Annotated in this window: 22 protein-coding genes; 8 read left to right on the top strand and 14 right to left on the bottom strand. The window is 63.2% G+C overall.

What is annotated here, in order from left to right; all coding sequences use genetic code 11:
• Nucleotides 1-222: 222 nt before the first annotated feature.
• A complete protein-coding gene (locus BMW87_RS01065; protein ID WP_093073549.1) occupies nt 223-1047 on the top strand; it encodes a ferritin-like domain-containing protein in 825 nt (274 codons plus the stop codon).
• A gap of 468 nt (nt 1048-1515) precedes the next feature.
• On the opposite strand, the gene BMW87_RS01060 is transcribed toward BMW87_RS01065, so the two are convergent.
• Both BMW87_RS01060 and BMW87_RS01055 read right to left on the bottom strand, forming a co-directional pair.
• Complete coding sequence (locus BMW87_RS01060; protein ID WP_093055798.1) at nt 1516-1803, bottom strand: hypothetical protein; 288 nt, start codon at nt 1801-1803, stop codon at nt 1516-1518.
• A gap of 274 nt (nt 1804-2077) precedes the next feature.
• Entirely contained in the window at nt 2078-2515 is a 438-nt protein-coding gene (locus BMW87_RS01055) for a hypothetical protein (RefSeq protein ID WP_093073548.1), read from the bottom strand.
• Nucleotides 2516-2705: 190 nt separating this feature from the next.
• Here BMW87_RS01055 and BMW87_RS01050 point away from each other — a divergent pair, with 190 nt between their 5' ends.
• Both BMW87_RS01050 and BMW87_RS01045 read left to right on the top strand, forming a co-directional pair.
• Nucleotides 2706-3020, top strand: coding sequence for a phage protein NinX family protein (locus BMW87_RS01050; protein ID WP_093073546.1), 315 nt, complete (start codon nt 2706-2708; stop codon nt 3018-3020).
• Between the two features lie 32 nt (nt 3021-3052).
• Nucleotides 3053-3373 (top strand): hypothetical protein, encoded by a 321-nt coding sequence (locus tag BMW87_RS01045; protein ID WP_093073544.1) that lies wholly within the window; start codon nt 3053-3055, stop codon nt 3371-3373.
• Nucleotides 3374-3379: 6 nt separating this feature from the next.
• Here BMW87_RS01045 and BMW87_RS01040 read toward each other — a convergent pair whose 3' ends face one another.
• Complete coding sequence (locus BMW87_RS01040; protein ID WP_093073542.1) at nt 3380-4153, bottom strand: SOS response-associated peptidase; 774 nt, start codon at nt 4151-4153, stop codon at nt 3380-3382.
• 185 nt (nt 4154-4338) lie between these two features.
• Between BMW87_RS01040 and BMW87_RS01035 the strand changes: the two genes are divergently transcribed.
• The 5 genes from BMW87_RS01035 to BMW87_RS35005 all read left to right on the top strand — a co-directional run bounded on the left by BMW87_RS01035 (nt 4339) and on the right by BMW87_RS35005 (nt 6861).
• Nucleotides 4339-4635 carry a hypothetical protein gene (locus tag BMW87_RS01035; protein ID WP_143062550.1) on the top strand — a complete coding sequence of 99 codons (297 nt, stop codon included), beginning with the start codon at nt 4339-4341 and terminating at the stop codon, nt 4633-4635.
• Nucleotides 4635-4925 (top strand): hypothetical protein, encoded by a 291-nt coding sequence (locus tag BMW87_RS01030; RefSeq protein ID WP_093073538.1) that lies wholly within the window; start codon nt 4635-4637, stop codon nt 4923-4925. Before BMW87_RS01035 ends, BMW87_RS01030 begins: the two co-directional genes overlap by 1 nt.
• A gap of 45 nt (nt 4926-4970) precedes the next feature.
• The gene (locus BMW87_RS01025; RefSeq protein ID WP_093073536.1) at nt 4971-5372 is read left to right on the top strand and encodes a nucleoside 2-deoxyribosyltransferase; all 402 of its coding nucleotides are present in this window, start codon (nt 4971-4973) and stop codon (nt 5370-5372) included.
• A gap of 154 nt (nt 5373-5526) precedes the next feature.
• On the top strand, nt 5527-6633 hold the full coding sequence (locus tag BMW87_RS01020; protein WP_093073534.1) for an acyltransferase family protein: 1107 nt from the start codon (nt 5527-5529) through the stop codon (nt 6631-6633).
• A 3-nt stretch (nt 6634-6636) separates the two neighbouring features.
• A complete protein-coding gene (locus tag BMW87_RS35005; RefSeq protein ID WP_218149733.1) occupies nt 6637-6861 on the top strand; it encodes a hypothetical protein in 225 nt (74 codons plus the stop codon).
• Between the two features lie 60 nt (nt 6862-6921).
• Here BMW87_RS35005 and BMW87_RS34645 read toward each other — a convergent pair whose 3' ends face one another.
• The 11 genes from BMW87_RS34645 to BMW87_RS00965 form a co-directional block, all read right to left on the bottom strand.
• Nucleotides 6922-7455, bottom strand: coding sequence for a hypothetical protein (locus BMW87_RS34645; protein WP_143062549.1), 534 nt, complete (start codon nt 7453-7455; stop codon nt 6922-6924).
• On the bottom strand, nt 7452-7982 hold the full coding sequence (locus tag BMW87_RS01010; RefSeq protein WP_093073530.1) for a hypothetical protein: 531 nt from the start codon (nt 7980-7982) through the stop codon (nt 7452-7454). Before BMW87_RS01010 ends, BMW87_RS34645 begins: the two co-directional genes overlap by 4 nt.
• Nucleotides 7979-8299: a hypothetical protein gene (locus BMW87_RS01005; protein ID WP_093073528.1), complete on the bottom strand. Its 321-nt coding sequence runs from the start codon at nt 8297-8299 to the stop codon at nt 7979-7981. The genes BMW87_RS01010 and BMW87_RS01005 overlap by 4 nt, the downstream gene beginning before the upstream one ends.
• Nucleotides 8296-8709 carry a hypothetical protein gene (locus BMW87_RS01000; protein WP_093073526.1) on the bottom strand — a complete coding sequence of 138 codons (414 nt, stop codon included), beginning with the start codon at nt 8707-8709 and terminating at the stop codon, nt 8296-8298. The genes BMW87_RS01005 and BMW87_RS01000 overlap by 4 nt, the downstream gene beginning before the upstream one ends.
• 7 nt (nt 8710-8716) lie before the next feature.
• Nucleotides 8717-9028 carry a hypothetical protein gene (locus tag BMW87_RS00995; protein ID WP_093073524.1) on the bottom strand — a complete coding sequence of 104 codons (312 nt, stop codon included), beginning with the start codon at nt 9026-9028 and terminating at the stop codon, nt 8717-8719.
• A 19-nt stretch (nt 9029-9047) separates the two neighbouring features.
• Entirely contained in the window at nt 9048-9944 is an 897-nt protein-coding gene (locus BMW87_RS00990; protein ID WP_143062548.1) for a hypothetical protein, read from the bottom strand.
• A gap of 68 nt (nt 9945-10012) precedes the next feature.
• Nucleotides 10013-13048, bottom strand: a complete 3036-nt coding sequence (locus BMW87_RS00985) for a phage tail protein (RefSeq protein WP_093073520.1) — start codon at nt 13046-13048, stop codon at nt 10013-10015.
• Nucleotides 13048-13443, bottom strand: coding sequence for a DUF6950 family protein (locus tag BMW87_RS00980; RefSeq protein ID WP_143062547.1), 396 nt, complete (start codon nt 13441-13443; stop codon nt 13048-13050). The genes BMW87_RS00985 and BMW87_RS00980 overlap by 1 nt, the downstream gene beginning before the upstream one ends.
• Nucleotides 13440-14021, bottom strand: coding sequence for a DUF2163 domain-containing protein (locus tag BMW87_RS00975; RefSeq protein ID WP_177192704.1), 582 nt, complete (start codon nt 14019-14021; stop codon nt 13440-13442). The genes BMW87_RS00980 and BMW87_RS00975 overlap by 4 nt, the downstream gene beginning before the upstream one ends.
• A complete protein-coding gene (locus tag BMW87_RS00970) occupies nt 14018-14608 on the bottom strand; it encodes a hypothetical protein (RefSeq protein ID WP_093073512.1) in 591 nt (196 codons plus the stop codon). Before BMW87_RS00970 ends, BMW87_RS00975 begins: the two co-directional genes overlap by 4 nt.
• A complete protein-coding gene (locus tag BMW87_RS00965) occupies nt 14605-17472 on the bottom strand; it encodes a phage tail tape measure protein (RefSeq protein ID WP_093073510.1) in 2868 nt (955 codons plus the stop codon). Before BMW87_RS00965 ends, BMW87_RS00970 begins: the two co-directional genes overlap by 4 nt.
• Nucleotides 17473-17505 lie beyond the last annotated feature (33 nt).

Raw genomic sequence — 17505 nt, 5'->3', positions numbered from 1 at the left:
GACCCTCTTGTCGAACCCACTGCGGCGAACCGGCCTAACTGCTTGATTTGCTTGAACAAACGATTATAGGTTTGGCCATGGCGCCCGCGCCCGGATCGGGCCGCACCGGGAAAACTGCACGATCCGGACTCCGCGGCTAATATGTGACTTGGCGCAAAAAACGAGAACCAAATACGGTCTGCGCCATCCGTACTTGTACGGACAAAAGATCAAGGAGTTCGCATGGCAAGCCAAGAGGCGGAACAACACTGGCAGATCGAAGACCTGGATTTCTCGCGCATCGCGCTCGACAAGGTACGCCCGGACGAGAACCTCTTCTACCTGGTGACGTCCGCCTCCTTCATAGAGAGCGGCTCCGACCTCTACACGCAGAACCTGGTCGACTTCTTCCGGGGCGACGACGAAGTCACCGACTGGCTGTCGAACCACTGGGAGCAGGAAGAATTGCAGCACGGCAAGGCCCTGCGCGCCTACGTTCGCCACGTGTGGCCTGAGTTCGAATGGGACACCGCCTACCAGGGCTTCCTTGAGGAATACGCGACCTACTGCAAGGTAGAGCTGCTGGCGCCGACCCGCGCCCTCGAAATGACCGCCCGCTGCGTGGTCGAGACCGGCACCGCCACCTACTACCGCGCCATGGCCCGCAGCACCAACGAGCCCGTGCTGCAAGACCTGGCCACCCGCATCGCGACCGACGAGGTCAACCACTACAAGCACTTCTACCGCTTCTTCCGCCGCTATCGCGAGCAGGAAAAGCTGAGCCGCTTCCGCGTGATGGGCACCATCGGCCGCCGCACGCTCGAACTCAAGAGCGAGGACGCCGACTGCGCGATCCGCCATGTGGTGAAGGCGCGCTCGCCCGGCCGCGCCAGCGACACGGCCTACGTGGAGCGGCTGAGCGCGGACATGAACAGCACCATCCGCACGAACCTGAGCCCCGGCAACACGCTCAAGATGCTGATGCGGCCGCTGGAGCTGCCGGCGAAGGTGCAGGCGGTGATCCAGTACCCGATCAGGCAGTTCATGCAGCACGTGTTCCTGCGCTGAGGGATGGCTGGATAGATAGATGTGCGGGTTGCCGGCGCCGCACAAAAAAAACCCAGCACAGGGCTGGGTTGAACCTCTTGAGTGCTGTCACGCACAGAGAACTCGCACTTCGAAGCGAGTCCGCAAAATCTAGGGCCTCATGCCCCGGCGCCTTGTCGGACAGGACCGACACTTCAGATCGATGGGTCTGATCAGGTGAGCGCCAGCGGTCTGCCAACCGCACAAAACTGCCAAATAGTTCACGTTTTAATAAGTGTCCTACGGCGACTGCCTGTTTCCGGCTGACACCGGCGTCCGGGGCGACCACAGACCATACCGATGCTGTCACGCAACAGGGCCGCATAAAAGAAGAGCTCTCTGTCAGTGCTTAGAGCCGGCCCACCAGGGTCACTCGGACCCGCTTCGGCGGGTATTTTTTTGGCGCGACGCCGCACGGACCGAGCCCACGCCCCGGCCCCCTCGCTGCTTTCAGTTCGCCGAGGTCAGCCCCGGCTTGCGGGTTCCGTCCAGCGAATACAGCTGCGGCCGGTCTTCCGCGGTGCCTTCCGCCACCAGCCCATGCGCCACCGCCTGCGGCTGGCGATAGAGCTCGTTCTCGAGGCGCCTGACGCGTTCGGCATACATCCGGGCCAGGGCGCTGTGATGCTCTGCCGCCGCCTGATGCTCGATGCGCGCCATTTGCGCCTCTTCAAGAAGTGCCGCCGCGCGCCGGAGGTACGCGGTGTGATTCGGGCGAAACAAGAAGTCGAACGTCATTTCACGCTCCTTTCCGCAAGGGTGCGGTGGAGTCATGTTCCTCCGCGCCCGCCTTCAAGTCTGTCGGAACGCGCCTACCCTCGGGCTACCCATTTTCTCTTGACTTGCCCATACCACACGGCCGTGACACGTTGTTCCTTCTTGACGGGGACAACGTTGTGGAAAACTGTGTGCGCATCGCTCGAAAGCCTTGCCTGGCGTGGCCTGCAACGCGATGCCTGCGAAAGAGGCAGTGCGCGAAAAAAATTTATGAGTGCCGCCGACCGCTGCCGGACTACCCCATATCCGACCGCTTGCAATTGAAGACCGTGCCCGAATCGACCGCCCGCAGCACCGGCACCTTGCCCACGAACGTCACCCCGGCACTTATCAGACGCCACTCCCCCGCCTTGAACAGCTTGAAAAGGTTCGTGACTTCATCGCCCGCGGCAGGAATGGCATTGAAGACGTAGACCGGCTCGCCGCCCTGGGTCTCGTCCATGCTCAGCAACTCGGCCCGCATCTTGCCCATGGTGTCTGTGTCTTTGGTCCTCTGGCGCACGATGTCCATGTTGACGGTACGAGAGTGCTCGTCGATCGAGATCCTGCGGATCCAGGGCGCCGGCCCTGCGCTGTTGTGGGCTGGCACGCATGCGATCGTTCCGGCTGTGGCCAAGCCTGCTGTCGCGGCGAAGAACAGGTGAAGGGCTAAGTGAGTGGGCTTGAGTTTCATGCTCGGTTGAGGCTCCTGGGTCGAAGGACATGCATCTATACTCCCGCCTGTCGTCGCTCGCAGGCATGCAGTCGGCGACTTGCCAGATGCGGGTGTAGTTCAATGGTAGATCTGCGCCCTCCAGTGAAAACACCGCAGTTTCACTGAAACCTACGCCAAAAGCTACGCCGCTGCGGCATCTCCCTCCCCCATGAAAGTCTCCGACCTCGCCGGCTCGCAGCTCGATTTCTGGGTCGCCAAGGCCGAGGGTGTCGAGGCCAGCGTCGACACCCATCTGAAATTCATGCCATCCACGGACTGGGCCCAGGGCGGCCCCATCATCGACCGCGAAGGAATCCAGATCGCGCCGATGCCGGCCAAGGGCGGTGCCTGGTGCGCGGTCTCCATCGGGCGCCTGCCGAATCGCGCCGGCAGCTCCAACGGAGCATGGGTGGAGGGGCCGACGCCCCTCATCGCCGCGATGCGCGCCTACGTGCGCGCGAAATTCGGGCCAGAGGTTGAGTAGCGTGCAATCGCGTAGAGCGCTAGCATGCCGCCATGTTGTGGAAGCGCGCCAAGCCCATACTCGGTGAAGTCCCGGTCGACCCGGAGGAGTGGTGGCACGAGTTCTGTCGCGAATTCCACGAGTTGTGCCACGGCCAAGTCGATAGCGAATGGCTCTCCACGATCTGCCAGACCATCTACCCGCTCGCACGCGAGCAACATCCGCGAACCACCGCAAAGCTGATCTTCACTGCCCTTATGTTCGAAATGCCGGAGTTTGTGGCGGCTGAGCATGCCGCGCGCACCCGCAATCTTCGGCTGAAGGCCACCGGGCTCTGGATGGCGCGTTGCACGGGACGGCGGCGCCTTCGGTAGCGTTGCTCAGAACGGCAGGTCTTCGGTATCGGCGCTCGAGACCGCTGCAGCTGCTTCCTCTCGTAGGTCCTGTGCAGCCGCGGGCCCGGCATCGATTAGGTCGACGGGAATCAGTTGCACCATCTCGCGCGCTTCCTCCGGGGTGCACGTCAGCCACCGGTCGAAGTCGTGCTCTTCGATCGCTACCACGGAGCGTTTGTCCTGCACCTCGAGCGGCTTCTTCGTCGTCCGGTCGATCTCGGGCCTGTGCATCCGGGACATGATCGGATGCAGATTCGCATTGATCGTGAGCATGGTGTAACTCTCCCACACCTTCTCGGTCTCCAGATCCTTCCAGGTGCTCCACAGGCCGGCCATGCCCCAAGGGCGCCCGTCCGCGCGCCGGAAGCGCCACCATTGGTTCTTGCCCGACTCCCAGTTCGGCTCGTCGAAACTCCAGGCCGGGATGATGCAGCGCCTGCTCAACTTCCATGCGTCCTTGAAGGCCGGCTTCTTCTCGATGCCGGCGAAGCGGGCGTTGTGAGTGGCGAGTTCCTTTCCCTTGGTCTCACCCTTGCGCGGCGGCGCCGTCGGGATGTGGCTGCTCGACCAGACAGGAATCAGCGACCACTGCCCCACCGCGATCTCGCGCTCGTACTCCGTCTTGTCGACGGCACGACGCATGAACGGCCCGGTGTACATCGGCCGCATGCTGCGCAGCCACCGCTCGGCAGTGCGGGCGCCGATGTACCACGCCGCCTCGATCTCTCGGTCCTCAGGGGATATGTAACGAGTACACATGGCCTCATTCTGCTCGTTGACGACCGAAAAAGCTGGGGGGATACTGTATTTTCATACAGCATTTGGAGATCACCATGAACGATGAGCACAGCCGGCTGATGGCCCGCCACGACTGGACAACCCGCTTTGACCGAGAGTGGAGACGCCTCTCGGAAATGTCCTTTGACCCCGAAGACGGCGACTCTATGGCTCTCACCCTCCACCCGCTCTTTGGGCACCGCCCTGCCGAAGAAGCTGCACGCGACTACTGGCAGGCCTGCCAAGCGCCAGGCCAGTGGGAGAACCACCCGAAGCGCCAGATCGAAGACCTCGCCAGGCAGCATGGACTGGTGCCTGAGGGCGCTGTCGTGCCCGAGGCTCTGCAAAGCTTCGCGGCGTCGGTGGGCGAGCTCTGCGCTTTCGTGGGCGACCGCTACCGCGACCCCCACATCGGCAGCGCCGGCGACGCAATCCGGGCCCGGTATGGACTGGTGCCGTTCTGATGAAAGACGTCGAGTACTTCACCTTCATCGTGCCACCTGACATCTGGCGCAAGAAGGCAAGCCCCTACCCACACAAGATGTCGATGGAAGACGCGGAGAGGCGCTTCCCAGGTGCTACGCCAATCCTGAGCAGCAGGGAGGTTCGCAGGCTGCCGGCAACAGAAGCCGAGATCCGTGCAGAGGTGATGAAGTGCCCTCAGGGCTACAGCGGCATCAACAAAACTGAAGTGGAGATCGGCCGTCGGATTCAAGAGTACGAGAAGCTCACGAAGGGGACAAGTGGCCGCTGACGGCATCAAGGTTGCGCTGAAGCAGTGAGTCGGCATACTGGCGCCATGCCCACCCGCCCCCGCGTCTACCTCGCTGGCCCGGATGTCTTCCGGCCAGATGCTGCCGAGCACTTCGCCCTGATGGCGGCCGTCTGCGAACGGCTTGGCCTGGAGGCGCTCTCCCCGTTCGACGCATCGATCAACGCCAGCACGTCGCCGCACGTGATCTACGCCAAGAACATGGAGTTGCTCCGGTCCGCCCAGGGCGTGGTCGCGAACCTCGCGCCCTTCCGCGGCGCGGAGCCGGACTCGGGCACGGTGTTCGAGGTCGGCGTGGCTTCGGCGCTGGGCCTGCCCGTGGTCGGCTACGGCGCCGAGGGCATCGGCGTCATCCTGGCCAGCGCAGCGACATTCGCCCCCGATGCTGAAGAAGCACTGCAGGTCATGGCTGCCCAGTTGGCCATCTGAAATTCCCGTGTTGAGGCCGATGTGAAAGCGCAGGAGTGGCGCTAAAACGGGGGAAAGGGGGCAGTCCTACAATCGCGTCATAAAAATGACAAGATTCCTCCCATGTTCAAACTCAAGCTCGACGAGCTCGGCCGACAGCTGAGTTGCGATCCGGATGCGTGAACCATATCTGGACGGCCTGCGCGGTTGGGCTGCTATCGCGGTGGTGCTGCACCATCTGCTGCACATAACGATCTTTCCTGGCTGGCGCAACTACCTCCCCGCGATCCCGTTTTTCGCCGACGGCACGTTCGCTGTCTTTGTGTTCTTCGTGCTGTCAGGCTATGTGCTCAGCGCGGGCTTCTTCAAGACCGGGCAGCGCGCGGTGGTCGTTGACCTCGCGCTGAGGCGCTACTTCCGCCTGACGATCCCGATCCTGGTCATTTCTGCGATCGGGGCTGCGATGATGTACGCAGGCTGGATGGTCAATGGCCACGCCGGCTATGCCGCGGGCAGTTGGTTCTGGTGGTCGTACTTCTACCAGTTCGAGCCAAGCGTCGCCGACATGCTGAATTTCTCGCTCTACCGGGTTTACGTCGATGCGAATGCCATGACGTCCTACAACTCTTCGCTGTGGACCATGCCCGTCGAAATGCAGGGCTCCATTGCTGTCTTCGCCGTGCTGTTGGTCGCTGGCGGATCACGGTCAGCACGCCTTGCAGGCCATGCACTCCTGCTGGGCGCAACCTGGTGGCTCGACTCGTCGATCTTCGCGCTGGCGCTGGGGTGCGCTCTGGCCGACTTTCGGTACAGCCGCCACTTTCACCAGTTCGAAGTTTCCGAAAAGCGCGTGATGCTGTCGCGCTTGATGATCCTGAGCGGCCTGATGCTCGCAGCCATGCGCTGGGAAGACAATTCGCCTGTGCAGTTGGCATTCGCGAGCCTTGCGCTAATCTTCGGCGTGATGCTGAACGATGGCGTGCGCCGCGCCCTTTCCGCTCCCATCTCGCAGTGGGTCGGGCGACTCTCGTTCTCGATCTATCTCGTGCAAATCCCGGTGATGTGCAGCTTCACCGCGTGGGGGTTCATGGCCTTGTACCAGGGCCACGGAATCTCTGCGCTCAGCCTGTTGGCGCTCTTTGTTTCCAGCTTTGCGCTCATCATGTTGAGTGCAATGGCCTTCTACCCTGTCGAGAAGCTCGGCATCATGGTCGGCCGCAAGTTTTCACAGGCCATCTTCAAACTGGCGCGGCCCACGGTCCTGCCGCTGCGAACGGAGTGACGAATGCCAGAACCGTACAGAGCAATGCGAAATCTTGGCATCACCGCTCGCCAGGAGAGGGTCATGCTGTGGCTGATGGTCATCAACGCCGTTTTCTGGATGGCGGTCATTTACGGCGGCACGTACTTCCTGCCGTTCAACCTGAATGTGTTCCTCGGCTTTGGCGCTTTCGCAATGTGCGCCCTGTGCGCAGTTGTCATTGAAAAGCTGGTGAAGAGATTCGTATAAACGAGAAAAGCCCCCAGCCCGAAGGCTGGGGGGATCGTTCGGCTGAAGTGATGGATGGCTCTACGGCGGCGCGAGCAGTGCTCGGTCGTTCTTCACGGTGCCGAGCAGAAGCCGCACTTCGTTGTCTCTCCCTTCAACAACGAGTCGGCCTCCTTCAAGAAGCTCTCGACTTCGTGCAGCCATGGCTGCGAGGACTGCGGATCGATCTGCAACACGCTGGCAGGCAGCGGGGTCGGCTGCGGCTTGGTCCCGATCACGGGCGGCGAAGTCGTTGTATTGCTTGCGCAGCCGGTCGCGCTCAGCAGCAACAGTGCGGCGGCGATCATCCAGAGTCTTGAGACGGGTTTCGAAAGCATTGACGTTCTCCTGTTGGGTCTTGGCGTGGTTCGCGACAAGCGCGACGACACGCTGCAGGTCGACCAGCGCCGCCATGGCGCGCGCGGTGTTTTCCTTCGCACGGTCTGCCTTCTCTGAGGCCAGATCGGCACGCGCACCGGCAGCGCGCGTGCGCTCGATGCCGGCGGTGGCCAGCGCCGCAACGAGCCCAAGGCCAAGGGCCCAGAGCAACGGCGTTTTCAGATCCGGGAGGATCATGACGCCCCCAGGAAGACACGAACCACCCGGTGGTTGTCGTCCCACTTCTTCCGAAGAGCTGCGCGCTCGGCCGGTGTGCCGCGCGAGTACGCGCCGGGCCGCCAGGCGTGCAGATAGAGGTCCCAGGAAGAATCCTCGTCCGTCACGCGCGGCAGCTTGCCTGGCTCAGTCCACAGCAGCAGCCGCGCCAGGATCGCTGCCAGCACGTCATCGTTCTCGATGGCTGTCCAGATCGCAAAGGACGTGAAGGCCACGCCGCGGAAGGCGCACGCTGCACGCGCGAGGTCCTTGCTGGACGGGTGCGTCATCGTGCCTGTGACCATGCCGCCGCCCTGCTCCCCCTGCCAGAATGACCGCGCCGGCCCCTTCTTGGTCGGGTCGTTCAACACCTGCCACCGGTGCTCGAATCGAGACTCCTGCAGGCCGATGGTCAACAGTTCGGCGCGCGCCTCGATGGTGTCCATCTTGGCGGGGAGCCACGCCAGCGCAGGGTCGATGGCGGTGCGGGTGATTTCATCGAGGGTCATGGGGAGATCTCCGGAAAGTCGGAAAGCGGCGCCGGCGAGGTAGCCGAGGCCGGGGGCTTGTCCTTGCGCCAGGCGTGGCCACTGAAGATGAGGCCCAGCAGCAGCGCAGCGGCGATGGCGAGCGAGCCCCATTGCGGCCACTCGTTCCACCAGGGTTGCGCGGCCGACGCGATGGCACCGCCGATGTAGCCGGCGTACTCGCTCTGAACACGCAGCAGGACAGAGCCCTGCATCGTGTTGAGGCGGCACACCGAGATCACCACGATGGCGACGCACAGCCCCACGTTGATCAACGCCATCAGGTAGAGGTCGGTCATGGCGTGTCCTTTCCACTGCCGGGCGCGGCGCCGCGGGCGAGATCCATAAGGCCGTACAGCATCTGCACAGCCTTCGCGAGCAGGCGCGGCCACCCGTCCCCGATGAAGCCGATCAACAGCGCGATCGGTGCAAGGAGCACGCGGGGCGCGAGATCTGGCCGGAAGACGTTGACGGCCGCTGCGGCGCCGACGGTCAGCACGACTGCCAACCCCACCACGCGCGTGAAGAACCACAGGGCACGGCCCCGCGTGGACTTCTCGCGTCGTGCCAGTGCGAACGAGGCGCCAATGGCCGAGGCCACCACGATCACCAGGTATGGGCCAATGACCTCCGCCGCCTCCCGCGAGAACACGGCAGCAGCGATCAGGACACCCAGAGCGACGATGTCGGCAAGAGGTTGTTGATTCATCTTTGCCCTACTCCGGAAGTTGCAGGACGGGCAGCATGACCAGCAGCTCGTCCCATGTCGGCTCGGCGATGGCACCAGCCTGGAACTGGGCCAGCACCTCGTAGCACTTCGCGTTGACGGCATCCATCCATGTCGCGAACGCCATGCCCTCTTCGTGAAACGGGCCCGGGTAGCCCGCGCGCAACGCGGCGGTGTGGATGCTGTCGTAGCGCCGCGCACCGGCCGCAACGTTCATGTGCGCGTTCACGGCGATGTGCAGTGCCTCGATGCGCTGCTCGAGCGTCAGCTCGGGCGCATCGGGTTGGACGTCTTCTTCCATCGTGTGCCTCGCTTCTCGATCAGACGCTGACCATTGCGGACATGCCTGAACCCGAAAGGAACGAACCGATGCCCGAGTTCACCCAACCGAGGATCGACAGGCTGTGATTGCCCTCGGTCGCCACGTCAATCGGATAGGTCTGCGTCAGGCTCATGTAGCCGTTGTTCACCGCAGCCTGGCCATAGGAAGAGGGCGTGCTCGAAACCGTGTTCGAGTCCAAACCGATGCCAATGAAGTTCACAGCGTTGGCCGTGTTGTTCTGCATGCCGCCGGCCAAACTCACGCTGATCGTTTCGTTGCCCCACGAAAGGAATTCCACCGATCCAAGAAACTGCGGGCTCGTCGAGCTGGTAGTCAGCGTGCTGGGGAGCGCGGTTTTGGCAGACACCTTTCGACCACCATTTACCCAGTTGATGAGAAAGCGCTGCGACGAAGAGTTGACCCATGCCCCTGCGGAGACGGTGCGCGCCTTCGCCAGGAGGGTCCGGGTGGCGTCCGTCGATTTCACGCGAACGCCGTAGTTCGCATCGAGCGCATGGCTGGCCGTATCGCGCTCCAACGCCACCGCCGAGCCGGTCCAGTAGGCGTAGATGTTGTAGCTCGTGTTCGCGGCGGTCCCGGTGGCCGCCAGCGTGACGCCAGCGGCCGGGATCGGCCGGTTGTAGCCGTTGATGCAGATCAGGTTTCCGTCGCGCGGCAGCAGCACCAGGTTGCCACCAGACAGCACGACTTCGTATTGCAGCATCGAGGGGATGCCGAGCCCGGCGCGTGCCTCTGGTTGATTGCCGGTAGTGCCCAGAAAGCCACCGGTGCCGAACAGGCACTCCCACAGCGCGCCGAAGCCGGAGCGAGCCTGCGCGTTACTCGGGGTCGCCCCGCTGCCGGAGATGTCATTTTTTGCGGGTGGTGCTGGCATGGAAGCTCCTTTCGATGAACGAAAAAAAGCCCGCACGCGGCGGGCCGATTGAGATGGGAAAGCTCGGGCTAGTAGCCCTGGATCAGGATGTCGACAGTGGCGCCGGCCACAGAGGTGTGCGCCGCGTTGAAGGCGCGGATCTTTGGAGCAAGCGGTGCCGTCTTGTCGGTCTCGGTGGTGATTGCGCCGCTGGCGTTGGCCTGCAGCTGCACGTTCACCACCGCGATCTTCGTGAAGTTCTTGGTGTAGGGAATCACTGTGCCGCCCGCAGCGACAGGCAGATCGGCGATCCGCTCCTCCATGTCAGGCGCGTCCACGGTCACGATGAGTTGCTTCAGGATGCCGCGCGCCGCGCCGGCGCCGATGGTCACGCGGAACTGATAGACATCGTTGGTGACAGCGATCTGACCGGGCCAGGGCAGCCAATCGCCCGAAGCGCCATAGAACGAGTCGGCATCAGGCCCGTAGAACGAATCGCTGTCCGGCCCGTAGAAAGCGCCCGGCCCAGCGAACCGATACTCGATGCGCAGATCGATACCTTCCGTGTCGGCAGTCAGCGTCATGACCGACCCGGCCAGCGCCGAGTTGATCGGCAGATACGGCGTAACGTAGACCATCTCCGTATAGGACTCGGCCTTGTAGAACGGATCGGTGTCTCCGCCGTAGAACGCCTGGTTATCCGAACCGTAGAACGAGTCGAGCGGATCGGCCGTCGGATCGCCACTGACGAAAGACCAACCCGACGACTCGGCGGCGTCATAGGGCCAGCCCATCGCCTTGTAGTTCCACTGCTCGATCACGTTGGCAATCGGCGGATCGCCCAGGTTCATGACGATGCTGCCCGGAAGGAACGACTGGTTGCCGCTCGTGTCCTGGGCCTTGATCATGATGGTGACCACGCCCCCGGGTCGCATCTCCGGCTCCCAAGGGCTCTGCGTGACCAATCCGGTGTTCAGCGGCGCCGCGCTGTTCCAGTCGAGGTTCTGCCCATAGTGAAAACGGAAGACGAATCCGGCCAAGTCGGGCACGCGCCGTAGCAGGCTCCACGAGAGCACAGAGCCCGAGATCGAAAGGTTCTCGACGTTCGGCGGCGGTTCGGTCTTGCCGATCACGGTATGCGAGAGCTGCGTGCTCCAGTCGCTGCCCGCGATGGTGTTGGACGTGCGAGCGATGATCAGGATGACATCCAGGTCATTCACCCCCGTCAGCCTGGCCTCGGTGGCATCGCCCGGCACCGTGACGCTGCGCCAGCCGCCATCGGGCAGCACGCGGAACCGCACCTCGACCGTGCCGCCGTTGAGGATCGAAGCATCCTGAATCGGGGCCCACGTCACAAGCACGCTGTTCAGGATCGTGCCGTCGTTCTGCACGATGAGTTGTCCTTCGCCGCTGTCCACCGACAGGATCTGCGGCGGGTGGATGTCCCAAGGCTTCGGCAGGCCAGTATTGGGTGCATAGCCGCCGGGCAGGAAGGCGGCGCCCCATTGGAAGATCGCCGCAGACGTTTCCTTCAGCACCAGCATCACACCACTGCTCGGCGAGAACGTGCGGTCTTGAATCAGGAACTCTTTGTTGACCCACCCGAAGTGGGCGAGCGTGAGCCGCACCGTGTCGAAGATCTCTAGTGGGTAGGCGCGCAGCTTGAACGGAAGCGTGACGGTGAGCGGATCGCGGCTATCGCGCAGCAGGATGCCAGCGGCGTGGTAGGCCTGCCCGGCATAGAAAACTCCTGGCATGGTGACCTCTTGCGACAGTTCGGCACCGTCGTCGGCCACCAGCGCATCGGCCCGGAAAGGCGTGATCGGCGTCTCCACATAGTTCGCAGCCTGGTCCCAAATGCGGATTGCTACCGTGTTCACCTTCTCGTTGCGCGGCTGATGCGGATTGATCGAGATCGCGCTTTGAGAAACAGAGCCGCCAGTCTCGGTCTGCACGACGGCCAGATCCGCTTCGGTCAGATCCATGACCGGCATCTGGTACACACCAGCTCGGACGAACAACTCGCCAGAGGCGTAAGCCCACTTGCCGGCCATCGCCTGGGCAAGGTCGTCGAGCACGTCGCGCGCGGGCGAGCCCTCGAGGTAGACGCCAGCCGACCGGTACATCGCCACCTCTTCGGTGCCGGTGTAGTTGATGGCTGTCTCGCAAGCATTGGCAGCGGCGATGATCCTGGAGTCCTCGCTGGCGCTCATGCTCATGCGCTTGCCGAAGCGCGGATGCATCATGACGTGGCGCATCATCAGCGCCGGGTTCTCGCTGAAGCGTGTGACACCATCCCGCGGGTCGTACAGCTTCGCGCCGCGAATCCGCGCCGTCACGGTCGGGATGCCGGAAGGTAGCGCTCCATCGTTGTAGGCGAACTGGCAGACCAGGTAGGCGATGCCTCGTGCACGGTGGGCCGGTGTCCAGACCCCGGGCAGCATCGAGATCAGTTCGCCATCGGCCTCCTGATCCGGAGAGCCATAGTGCTGGAGGATGCGCACGAACGAATTGAAACCCGAGTACTGGTAGTAGACCGTGAAGTACCAGCCCGGTAGCGGGTTGATGATGGTCACCGTCCGACCGTTGACGCTGCACTCGACCTCGTGCTGGCCAAGCAATCCAGGGTATCGCTCCACCGCAGACACAGAACCCGCGATGGGGTCGAAATCGAGCTCGATGGTCGTGGAAGACGAAGTCTTCTCGACGCTGATGTTGGCCGGCCGGCCATAGGGCGCGGTGATGACTTGCCCGAGCCCGTTCACCTCGACCGGCTGGTTGTTCAGGTAGATCTGCTCGATGCCGTCGATCTCGTGCTCGGCCAGGGCCACGCACATGACGAACAGCTCCTTGTACTGGCCAACGCTGGTCTTGAAGAAGCAATGGCCGCCCACGCGCGTGCGCCCGAGCACCAGCTGGCGCGGGACGACGGTGCCCTGCAGATTGACCAGCCGATCGACCTGCGCGGCGTCGAACTGAGCCTTCGCTGCACGCTCGGCCTTGCGCTTCTGGTAGGCACTGAGCGCCATGGTGCCCACGAGCGTAATGGCGTAGGCAGCCACGGTGGCAGCGGCTGCGGTCCACCCCGCAACGTTGACCAGCACGTATCCAATTGCCTGCGGCATTAGATCCTCCAGGCTGCGACGGCAGCATCCATTGAGAGCGCGACCATGCCGCCTGCGCTGGGCGCCATGACGTTGACGCCATTGCAGACGCCCACCAGTTCGGCGCCGTCGTTCAACACCAGCACGATGTCGCCCACGGCAGCGGCGGCGGGCCGGATTTCATCGCCGAGGAACGACGACACCAACGCGCGAAGGCCGCCAGCGGCAGCAATCAGGCGCAGCGCACCGAACTCGCTGTCATAGCGATCTGCCGCGGCCATTGGGTTCTCGCCGGTGATCGCTTCAACTGCTGCGGCCGCGAAGGAGCAGCAGTCGTTCGATCCCCAGCGGAAGGGCATGCTTGCGCGCGCCTGGCCGAACTCGGCGAGGCGCAATTGCCAGTCAGGAAGTCTCATCGGCTGTCTATGTAGTACTGTTTGGTCGGCCAAACGACGGGGACGCCGTCCTGCGACACGATGTATTCCATGGAGCGGTCGCCTGGGTACAGCGCCTGCTGATCGGCGTTGCTGTTGGTCATCGCATTGCCCCGCAACAGATCCACCGCGGAGCTTTCCGCCGTCGCGGTGATGGTGCAGGTCTGGCCGTCTGCAGAGATTGGCATCGTGTCCAGGTAGCCATCCCAGTCAACTGGCGCATCAATGACAGCACCATCCTCTCCGATCAGTGCCAGGCGGATCACGACACGAGTGCCCTGCACCACGGTGGCATCGGACAAGGCCAGGGCCAGGAGTTCTGACGCGACGCCAGACATGGCGAACTGCAGGCCCTGCACCTCGCTACCGGCTGAGTCCTTGATCGGGCTGATCTCACCTAAGCCGGCCGCGCCCCTGTAGGTAATACCGCCGAAGTCCAGATCCCGATTCATCGAGTTGAGCGCGACAACGCCCGAAGCGAAGTGCATTGAGACCAATTGCGCGACTTGCGGAGTCGGCCCGGCCAATGCAGCGACAAAGGCCGGCGAGAGCGACTTCACGAGATCGCCTCCACGAAGTCGATAGATACCCCCTCCGCGTAGCCGAAGAAGTGTTGAAACGAGGCATTCGACACCTTGCGAAACGGTGCAGTGGGCCTGTCCCAGATCACCGGCAGACCGGCGTTGATGTACTTGCGGAACTTGTTGACGAACGTGACGGTCATCACGCCGGAGCCATCCGCAACAGCGTCATCGCGCACCTGCAGCAGCAGGCCGGCCACGCCCAGCATGTCGCCCGCCAACAGCGTGGCGCCTGGCGTTGTGCCAATGATCATCGAGTCGGTGCCGGCGAAAGCCCCATTCGTCAAAGGTGCGCCGCGCATGGTGCCTAGCGGTACGCGCTGCTTCATGTGCCAGAGATAGCAGGTGTTGGTCTGGCCGCGCAGAGCATTCAGAAAGGCTTCGTTGCGCGCAGCGACCTCCGGTCTATCGCGAGGTAGGGTCAACGAGATCTTCCAGCGGTCATTCCCCATGTCGAGTACCTGTTCGCTGCCCTCGTAAGGCGAGGCGAACGCGCGCTCATTGGTCGCCAAGTACATCGAGAACGAATCGGGCTTGAAGGTGCTTGGGGCTGCAATGACGGTCATACACCTCCCCCGAAGTCGCGGCTCCGCGCATACCGCGCCATCTGCTGGTTCTGCACGGTCTTCATGGCTTCGATCACCATGCTTTTCGTCGCCACATCACCCACCGTGAGGTTGTAGACGGTGGTCCCGCCGCTCCCGCCCGCGCCGTTGAGCGCGTGGTTCGGGATGATGGTGCCGGGCACACTCGGCACGAACATCTCGACGCCGTTCTCGCCGACCAGGCTTGCCTTGCCAACCGGTGGAACGCCACCCTGTGCAAACTTCAAGCCACTGAACCATCCGCCGACGCTGCCGAAGAGCTTGCCCCAGTCCAGTCCGCCCCCTGTGATAGCGAGACCCGAAGTTCCGGAAAGACCGATCTGATTGAGGTAGCCGGCGTCTCCGCTGAGTGCCGATCCACCCCCCACCCCGTTCAGAGCACCGAGCAGCCCCTTTGCCAGTGGCCCAGTGATGGTCTGCTGAACCGCGATGCGCGCAAGATCGGCAACGACGGAATTCGCCAGGCTGCTGACGCTCAGCTTGCCAGTGGTCACGAACTGCACCAGCGCGTCCTCCGCCCCCTTGAACCCATCCGTGAATGCTCGCTCGGTCGTGGCAGCGACGTTGCGAATCGCGTCGGTGTAGTTGGCGAGCGCTGTCGTGGCGCCGTTCTGCCAATCCGTCTCTTTGGACTTCAGTGCATCGAAGTAGTTGTACTGCGCAGCCAGTGCGTCGTCGAGCGCCTTCTTGATGCGCGCGACTTCCTCCTGATATGCCGGCGAACCCAGTTGACCGGTCTTGCCGGCCTCCTTGTTGGCGCTGGTCAGATAGCGCTGAAACTCCGCCCGAATCGAGCGCTGCGCCTCAACTTCCTGCCGGGCCCGATCACCAAGGCCGAATGCAGCAAGACTGCGGTCACTCTGTTCATTCCGAGAATCCTGGCCACCTGCGATCGACACATTGATTGCATCCATTTGCTGGCGGAACTGCTTCGCGTCCTCGGCCGATTTCTTTGTGATCTCGGCGATCTTCTTTTCGAACTCGAGCTGATTGGACAGTGCGACGTTCTTCTTGAGTTGCTCTTCGATCGCATCCTTGTTCGCGAGCAGGCTCTGCTGCTCCGCCGTGAGGATCTTCTTGCCCTTGAGATCAGCGATTAGTTGCTGGAACTCGACCTGTTTCTTCTGCGTGTCGGTGATCTTGAGTTCGCCGTCGAGTTGGTCCTTCAGCGCCGCTTCCGTCTGCCGCAGGGTCTCCAGCATCTTGGTGGCCGCATCGTCCTGGAAGGCCTTCTCCTTCGGCCCCTTGCTGCCGGCGAACTCCTTCCGAATCGCCGCCTCGCCCGCCTTGATCGCATCGGGCGTCAGTAGTTCGCTGTTCGGGTTGACCTTGCGGATGGCCTCCAGCCCGTCGCGGTACTTCTTCAGTTCGCGCGTGACCGCATCGACGCCCTTGGCCTTGTCCTGCCACTTGTTGACATCGTCGGTCGCGTCGGCACCTGCTTGTTCCGCCTTGGCGCGCTCGGAGGCCATCTTCGCGAACCCGTTCTCGAAGCCGATGGCGGCCTGCATCACAGCCTGCTGTGTATTGAGGCGCTTCAGCAGCGGTTCGTAGAACGACGCAGTGACGCTGTTGCCGCTGGAGGCTTTCTGCGCCTCAGTGATCTTGCGCTGCACTTCCGCGAGCTGCACTTGCATCGTGGCGCTGCGCCCGACGCCGAGGATCGCGTCCCAGCCCTGGCTGGCGGCGAGCGTCACGGCTTTCCACGCGCGCTCGATGCTGCCGAGGTTCTCGGTCACCTGACCGGTACGCTGCTTCATCGCAGACGCATAGCTCGACTGAGCCAGAGCCGCGGCCTCTTCCTTTCGCCCCTGATCCTCCAGCGCCTTGATCCGCTCATAGGTCGATTGGGTCAGGTAGTGCATCGACTCGTTCAGCTTGGCCGACGCCTTCGTGGGCTCATCGCCGAGCTTGATGTACTGATCGACCGCGTCCTTGACCGAAGTCCCCAGAACGCGGTTCACCCCCACGACGGCCTCGGCTGCCTGCTTCAGGGCATCGCCCGTCACGCGACCAGTACTTGCAAGCGCTGCAAGCGCCTCGGCCGCCTTGCCCTGCGTGCTGGTGGTGCCGGCCACCTCCTTGGCCATCTCCTGCAACTGCCCTGCAGTCTGCCCCGCGTAGTTGCCCGTGAGGATCAGCGCCCTGTTGTACGCAATTGCCTCCTGGCTGCCCTGGTAGTAGGCCAGCGCCAATGCGCCGGCAGCCGCTGCAGCCACAGTGAACGGGTTGATGAGGCCGAGCACATAGCCGCCAAGAGCCTTGGCTGCGGGCCCGATGCCGCCGAACATGTCCTTCAGCTGGCCACCCTGCTGCAGGAACACCGTCAACGGCGCTTGACCGCCTTGCAGGCTGGTGACGATGTCGGTGAACTGTGCCGGCACGCCACGAAGCGCGGCGGCGGTTTGTGCGGCCGACACGCCTACCCTGCCGAGTGCCGGCGCCGTCGCGTTCAACGCCTCCTGGGCAGCCTTCTGCTTGGCGAGCGCCTGATCGAGTTGCGCCAGGTATGGCTTCAGCACCTCGGTGCTGACACCCCGCTGGTTGGCCAGCGCTGCGTAGAACTCTGAACCCGACTTCTTGCTAGCCTCGGCCGCGGCGGTCGCGCGTTGGATGGAGCTGATCAGGTTCCTGGTGTTGGTGTCGACCTTGGCCGCGGCCTGCTGGCTTCCTTCGCCGATGGCAGCAACGCCCTCGGCCGCCTTCTTGCCTTCCTTGGCAGCGGTCACGCCCAGATCGGCGAGCGAGCGCTTGGCCTGGCCAACACCAGCCTCAACGCCTGACGCGTCGGCCGTGAACACCATCTGTGCGGTTAGATCGGCCATCGGTATCCCAGAAAAAGAGAAGCCACCCGAAGG

This window comes from Variovorax sp. OV084 (genome assembly GCF_900111625.1).
Lineage (GTDB): Bacteria > Pseudomonadota > Gammaproteobacteria > Burkholderiales > Burkholderiaceae_C > Variovorax.
This window is presented reverse-complemented; position numbering and strand designations above follow the sequence as displayed.

Coding starts and splice junctions, on each gene's coding strand:
- BMW87_RS00965 (WP_093073510.1), bottom strand. CDS start 17,472: ATGGCCGATCTAACCGCACAGATGGTGTTCACGGCCGACGCGTCAGGC.
- BMW87_RS01000 (WP_093073526.1), bottom strand. CDS start 8,709: ATGAATCAACAACCTCTTGCCGACATCGTCGCTCTGGGTGTCCTGATC.
- BMW87_RS00970 (WP_093073512.1), bottom strand. CDS start 14,608: ATGACCGTCATTGCAGCCCCAAGCACCTTCAAGCCCGATTCGTTCTCG.
- BMW87_RS01055 (WP_093073548.1), bottom strand. CDS start 2,515: ATGAAACTCAAGCCCACTCACTTAGCCCTTCACCTGTTCTTCGCCGCG.
- BMW87_RS00990 (WP_143062548.1), bottom strand. CDS start 9,944: ATGCCAGCACCACCCGCAAAAAATGACATCTCCGGCAGCGGGGCGACC.
- BMW87_RS00980 (WP_143062547.1), bottom strand. CDS start 13,443: ATGAGACTTCCTGACTGGCAATTGCGCCTCGCCGAGTTCGGCCAGGCG.
- BMW87_RS01050 (WP_093073546.1), top strand. CDS start 2,706: ATGAAAGTCTCCGACCTCGCCGGCTCGCAGCTCGATTTCTGGGTCGCC.
- BMW87_RS01065 (WP_093073549.1), top strand. CDS start 223: ATGGCAAGCCAAGAGGCGGAACAACACTGGCAGATCGAAGACCTGGAT.
- BMW87_RS01045 (WP_093073544.1), top strand. CDS start 3,053: ATGTTGTGGAAGCGCGCCAAGCCCATACTCGGTGAAGTCCCGGTCGAC.
- BMW87_RS00995 (WP_093073524.1), bottom strand. CDS start 9,028: ATGGAAGAAGACGTCCAACCCGATGCGCCCGAGCTGACGCTCGAGCAG.
- BMW87_RS01005 (WP_093073528.1), bottom strand. CDS start 8,299: ATGACCGACCTCTACCTGATGGCGTTGATCAACGTGGGGCTGTGCGTC.
- BMW87_RS01025 (WP_093073536.1), top strand. CDS start 4,971: ATGCCCACCCGCCCCCGCGTCTACCTCGCTGGCCCGGATGTCTTCCGG.
- BMW87_RS01060 (WP_093055798.1), bottom strand. CDS start 1,803: ATGACGTTCGACTTCTTGTTTCGCCCGAATCACACCGCGTACCTCCGG.
- BMW87_RS34645 (WP_143062549.1), bottom strand. CDS start 7,455: ATGATCCTCCCGGATCTGAAAACGCCGTTGCTCTGGGCCCTTGGCCTT.
- BMW87_RS01040 (WP_093073542.1), bottom strand. CDS start 4,153: ATGTGTACTCGTTACATATCCCCTGAGGACCGAGAGATCGAGGCGGCG.
- BMW87_RS01020 (WP_093073534.1), top strand. CDS start 5,527: ATGCGTGAACCATATCTGGACGGCCTGCGCGGTTGGGCTGCTATCGCG.
- BMW87_RS00985 (WP_093073520.1), bottom strand. CDS start 13,048: ATGCCGCAGGCAATTGGATACGTGCTGGTCAACGTTGCGGGGTGGACC.
- BMW87_RS01030 (WP_093073538.1), top strand. CDS start 4,635: ATGAAAGACGTCGAGTACTTCACCTTCATCGTGCCACCTGACATCTGG.
- BMW87_RS01035 (WP_143062550.1), top strand. CDS start 4,339: ATGGCTCTCACCCTCCACCCGCTCTTTGGGCACCGCCCTGCCGAAGAA.
- BMW87_RS01010 (WP_093073530.1), bottom strand. CDS start 7,982: ATGACCCTCGATGAAATCACCCGCACCGCCATCGACCCTGCGCTGGCG.
- BMW87_RS35005 (WP_218149733.1), top strand. CDS start 6,637: ATGCCAGAACCGTACAGAGCAATGCGAAATCTTGGCATCACCGCTCGC.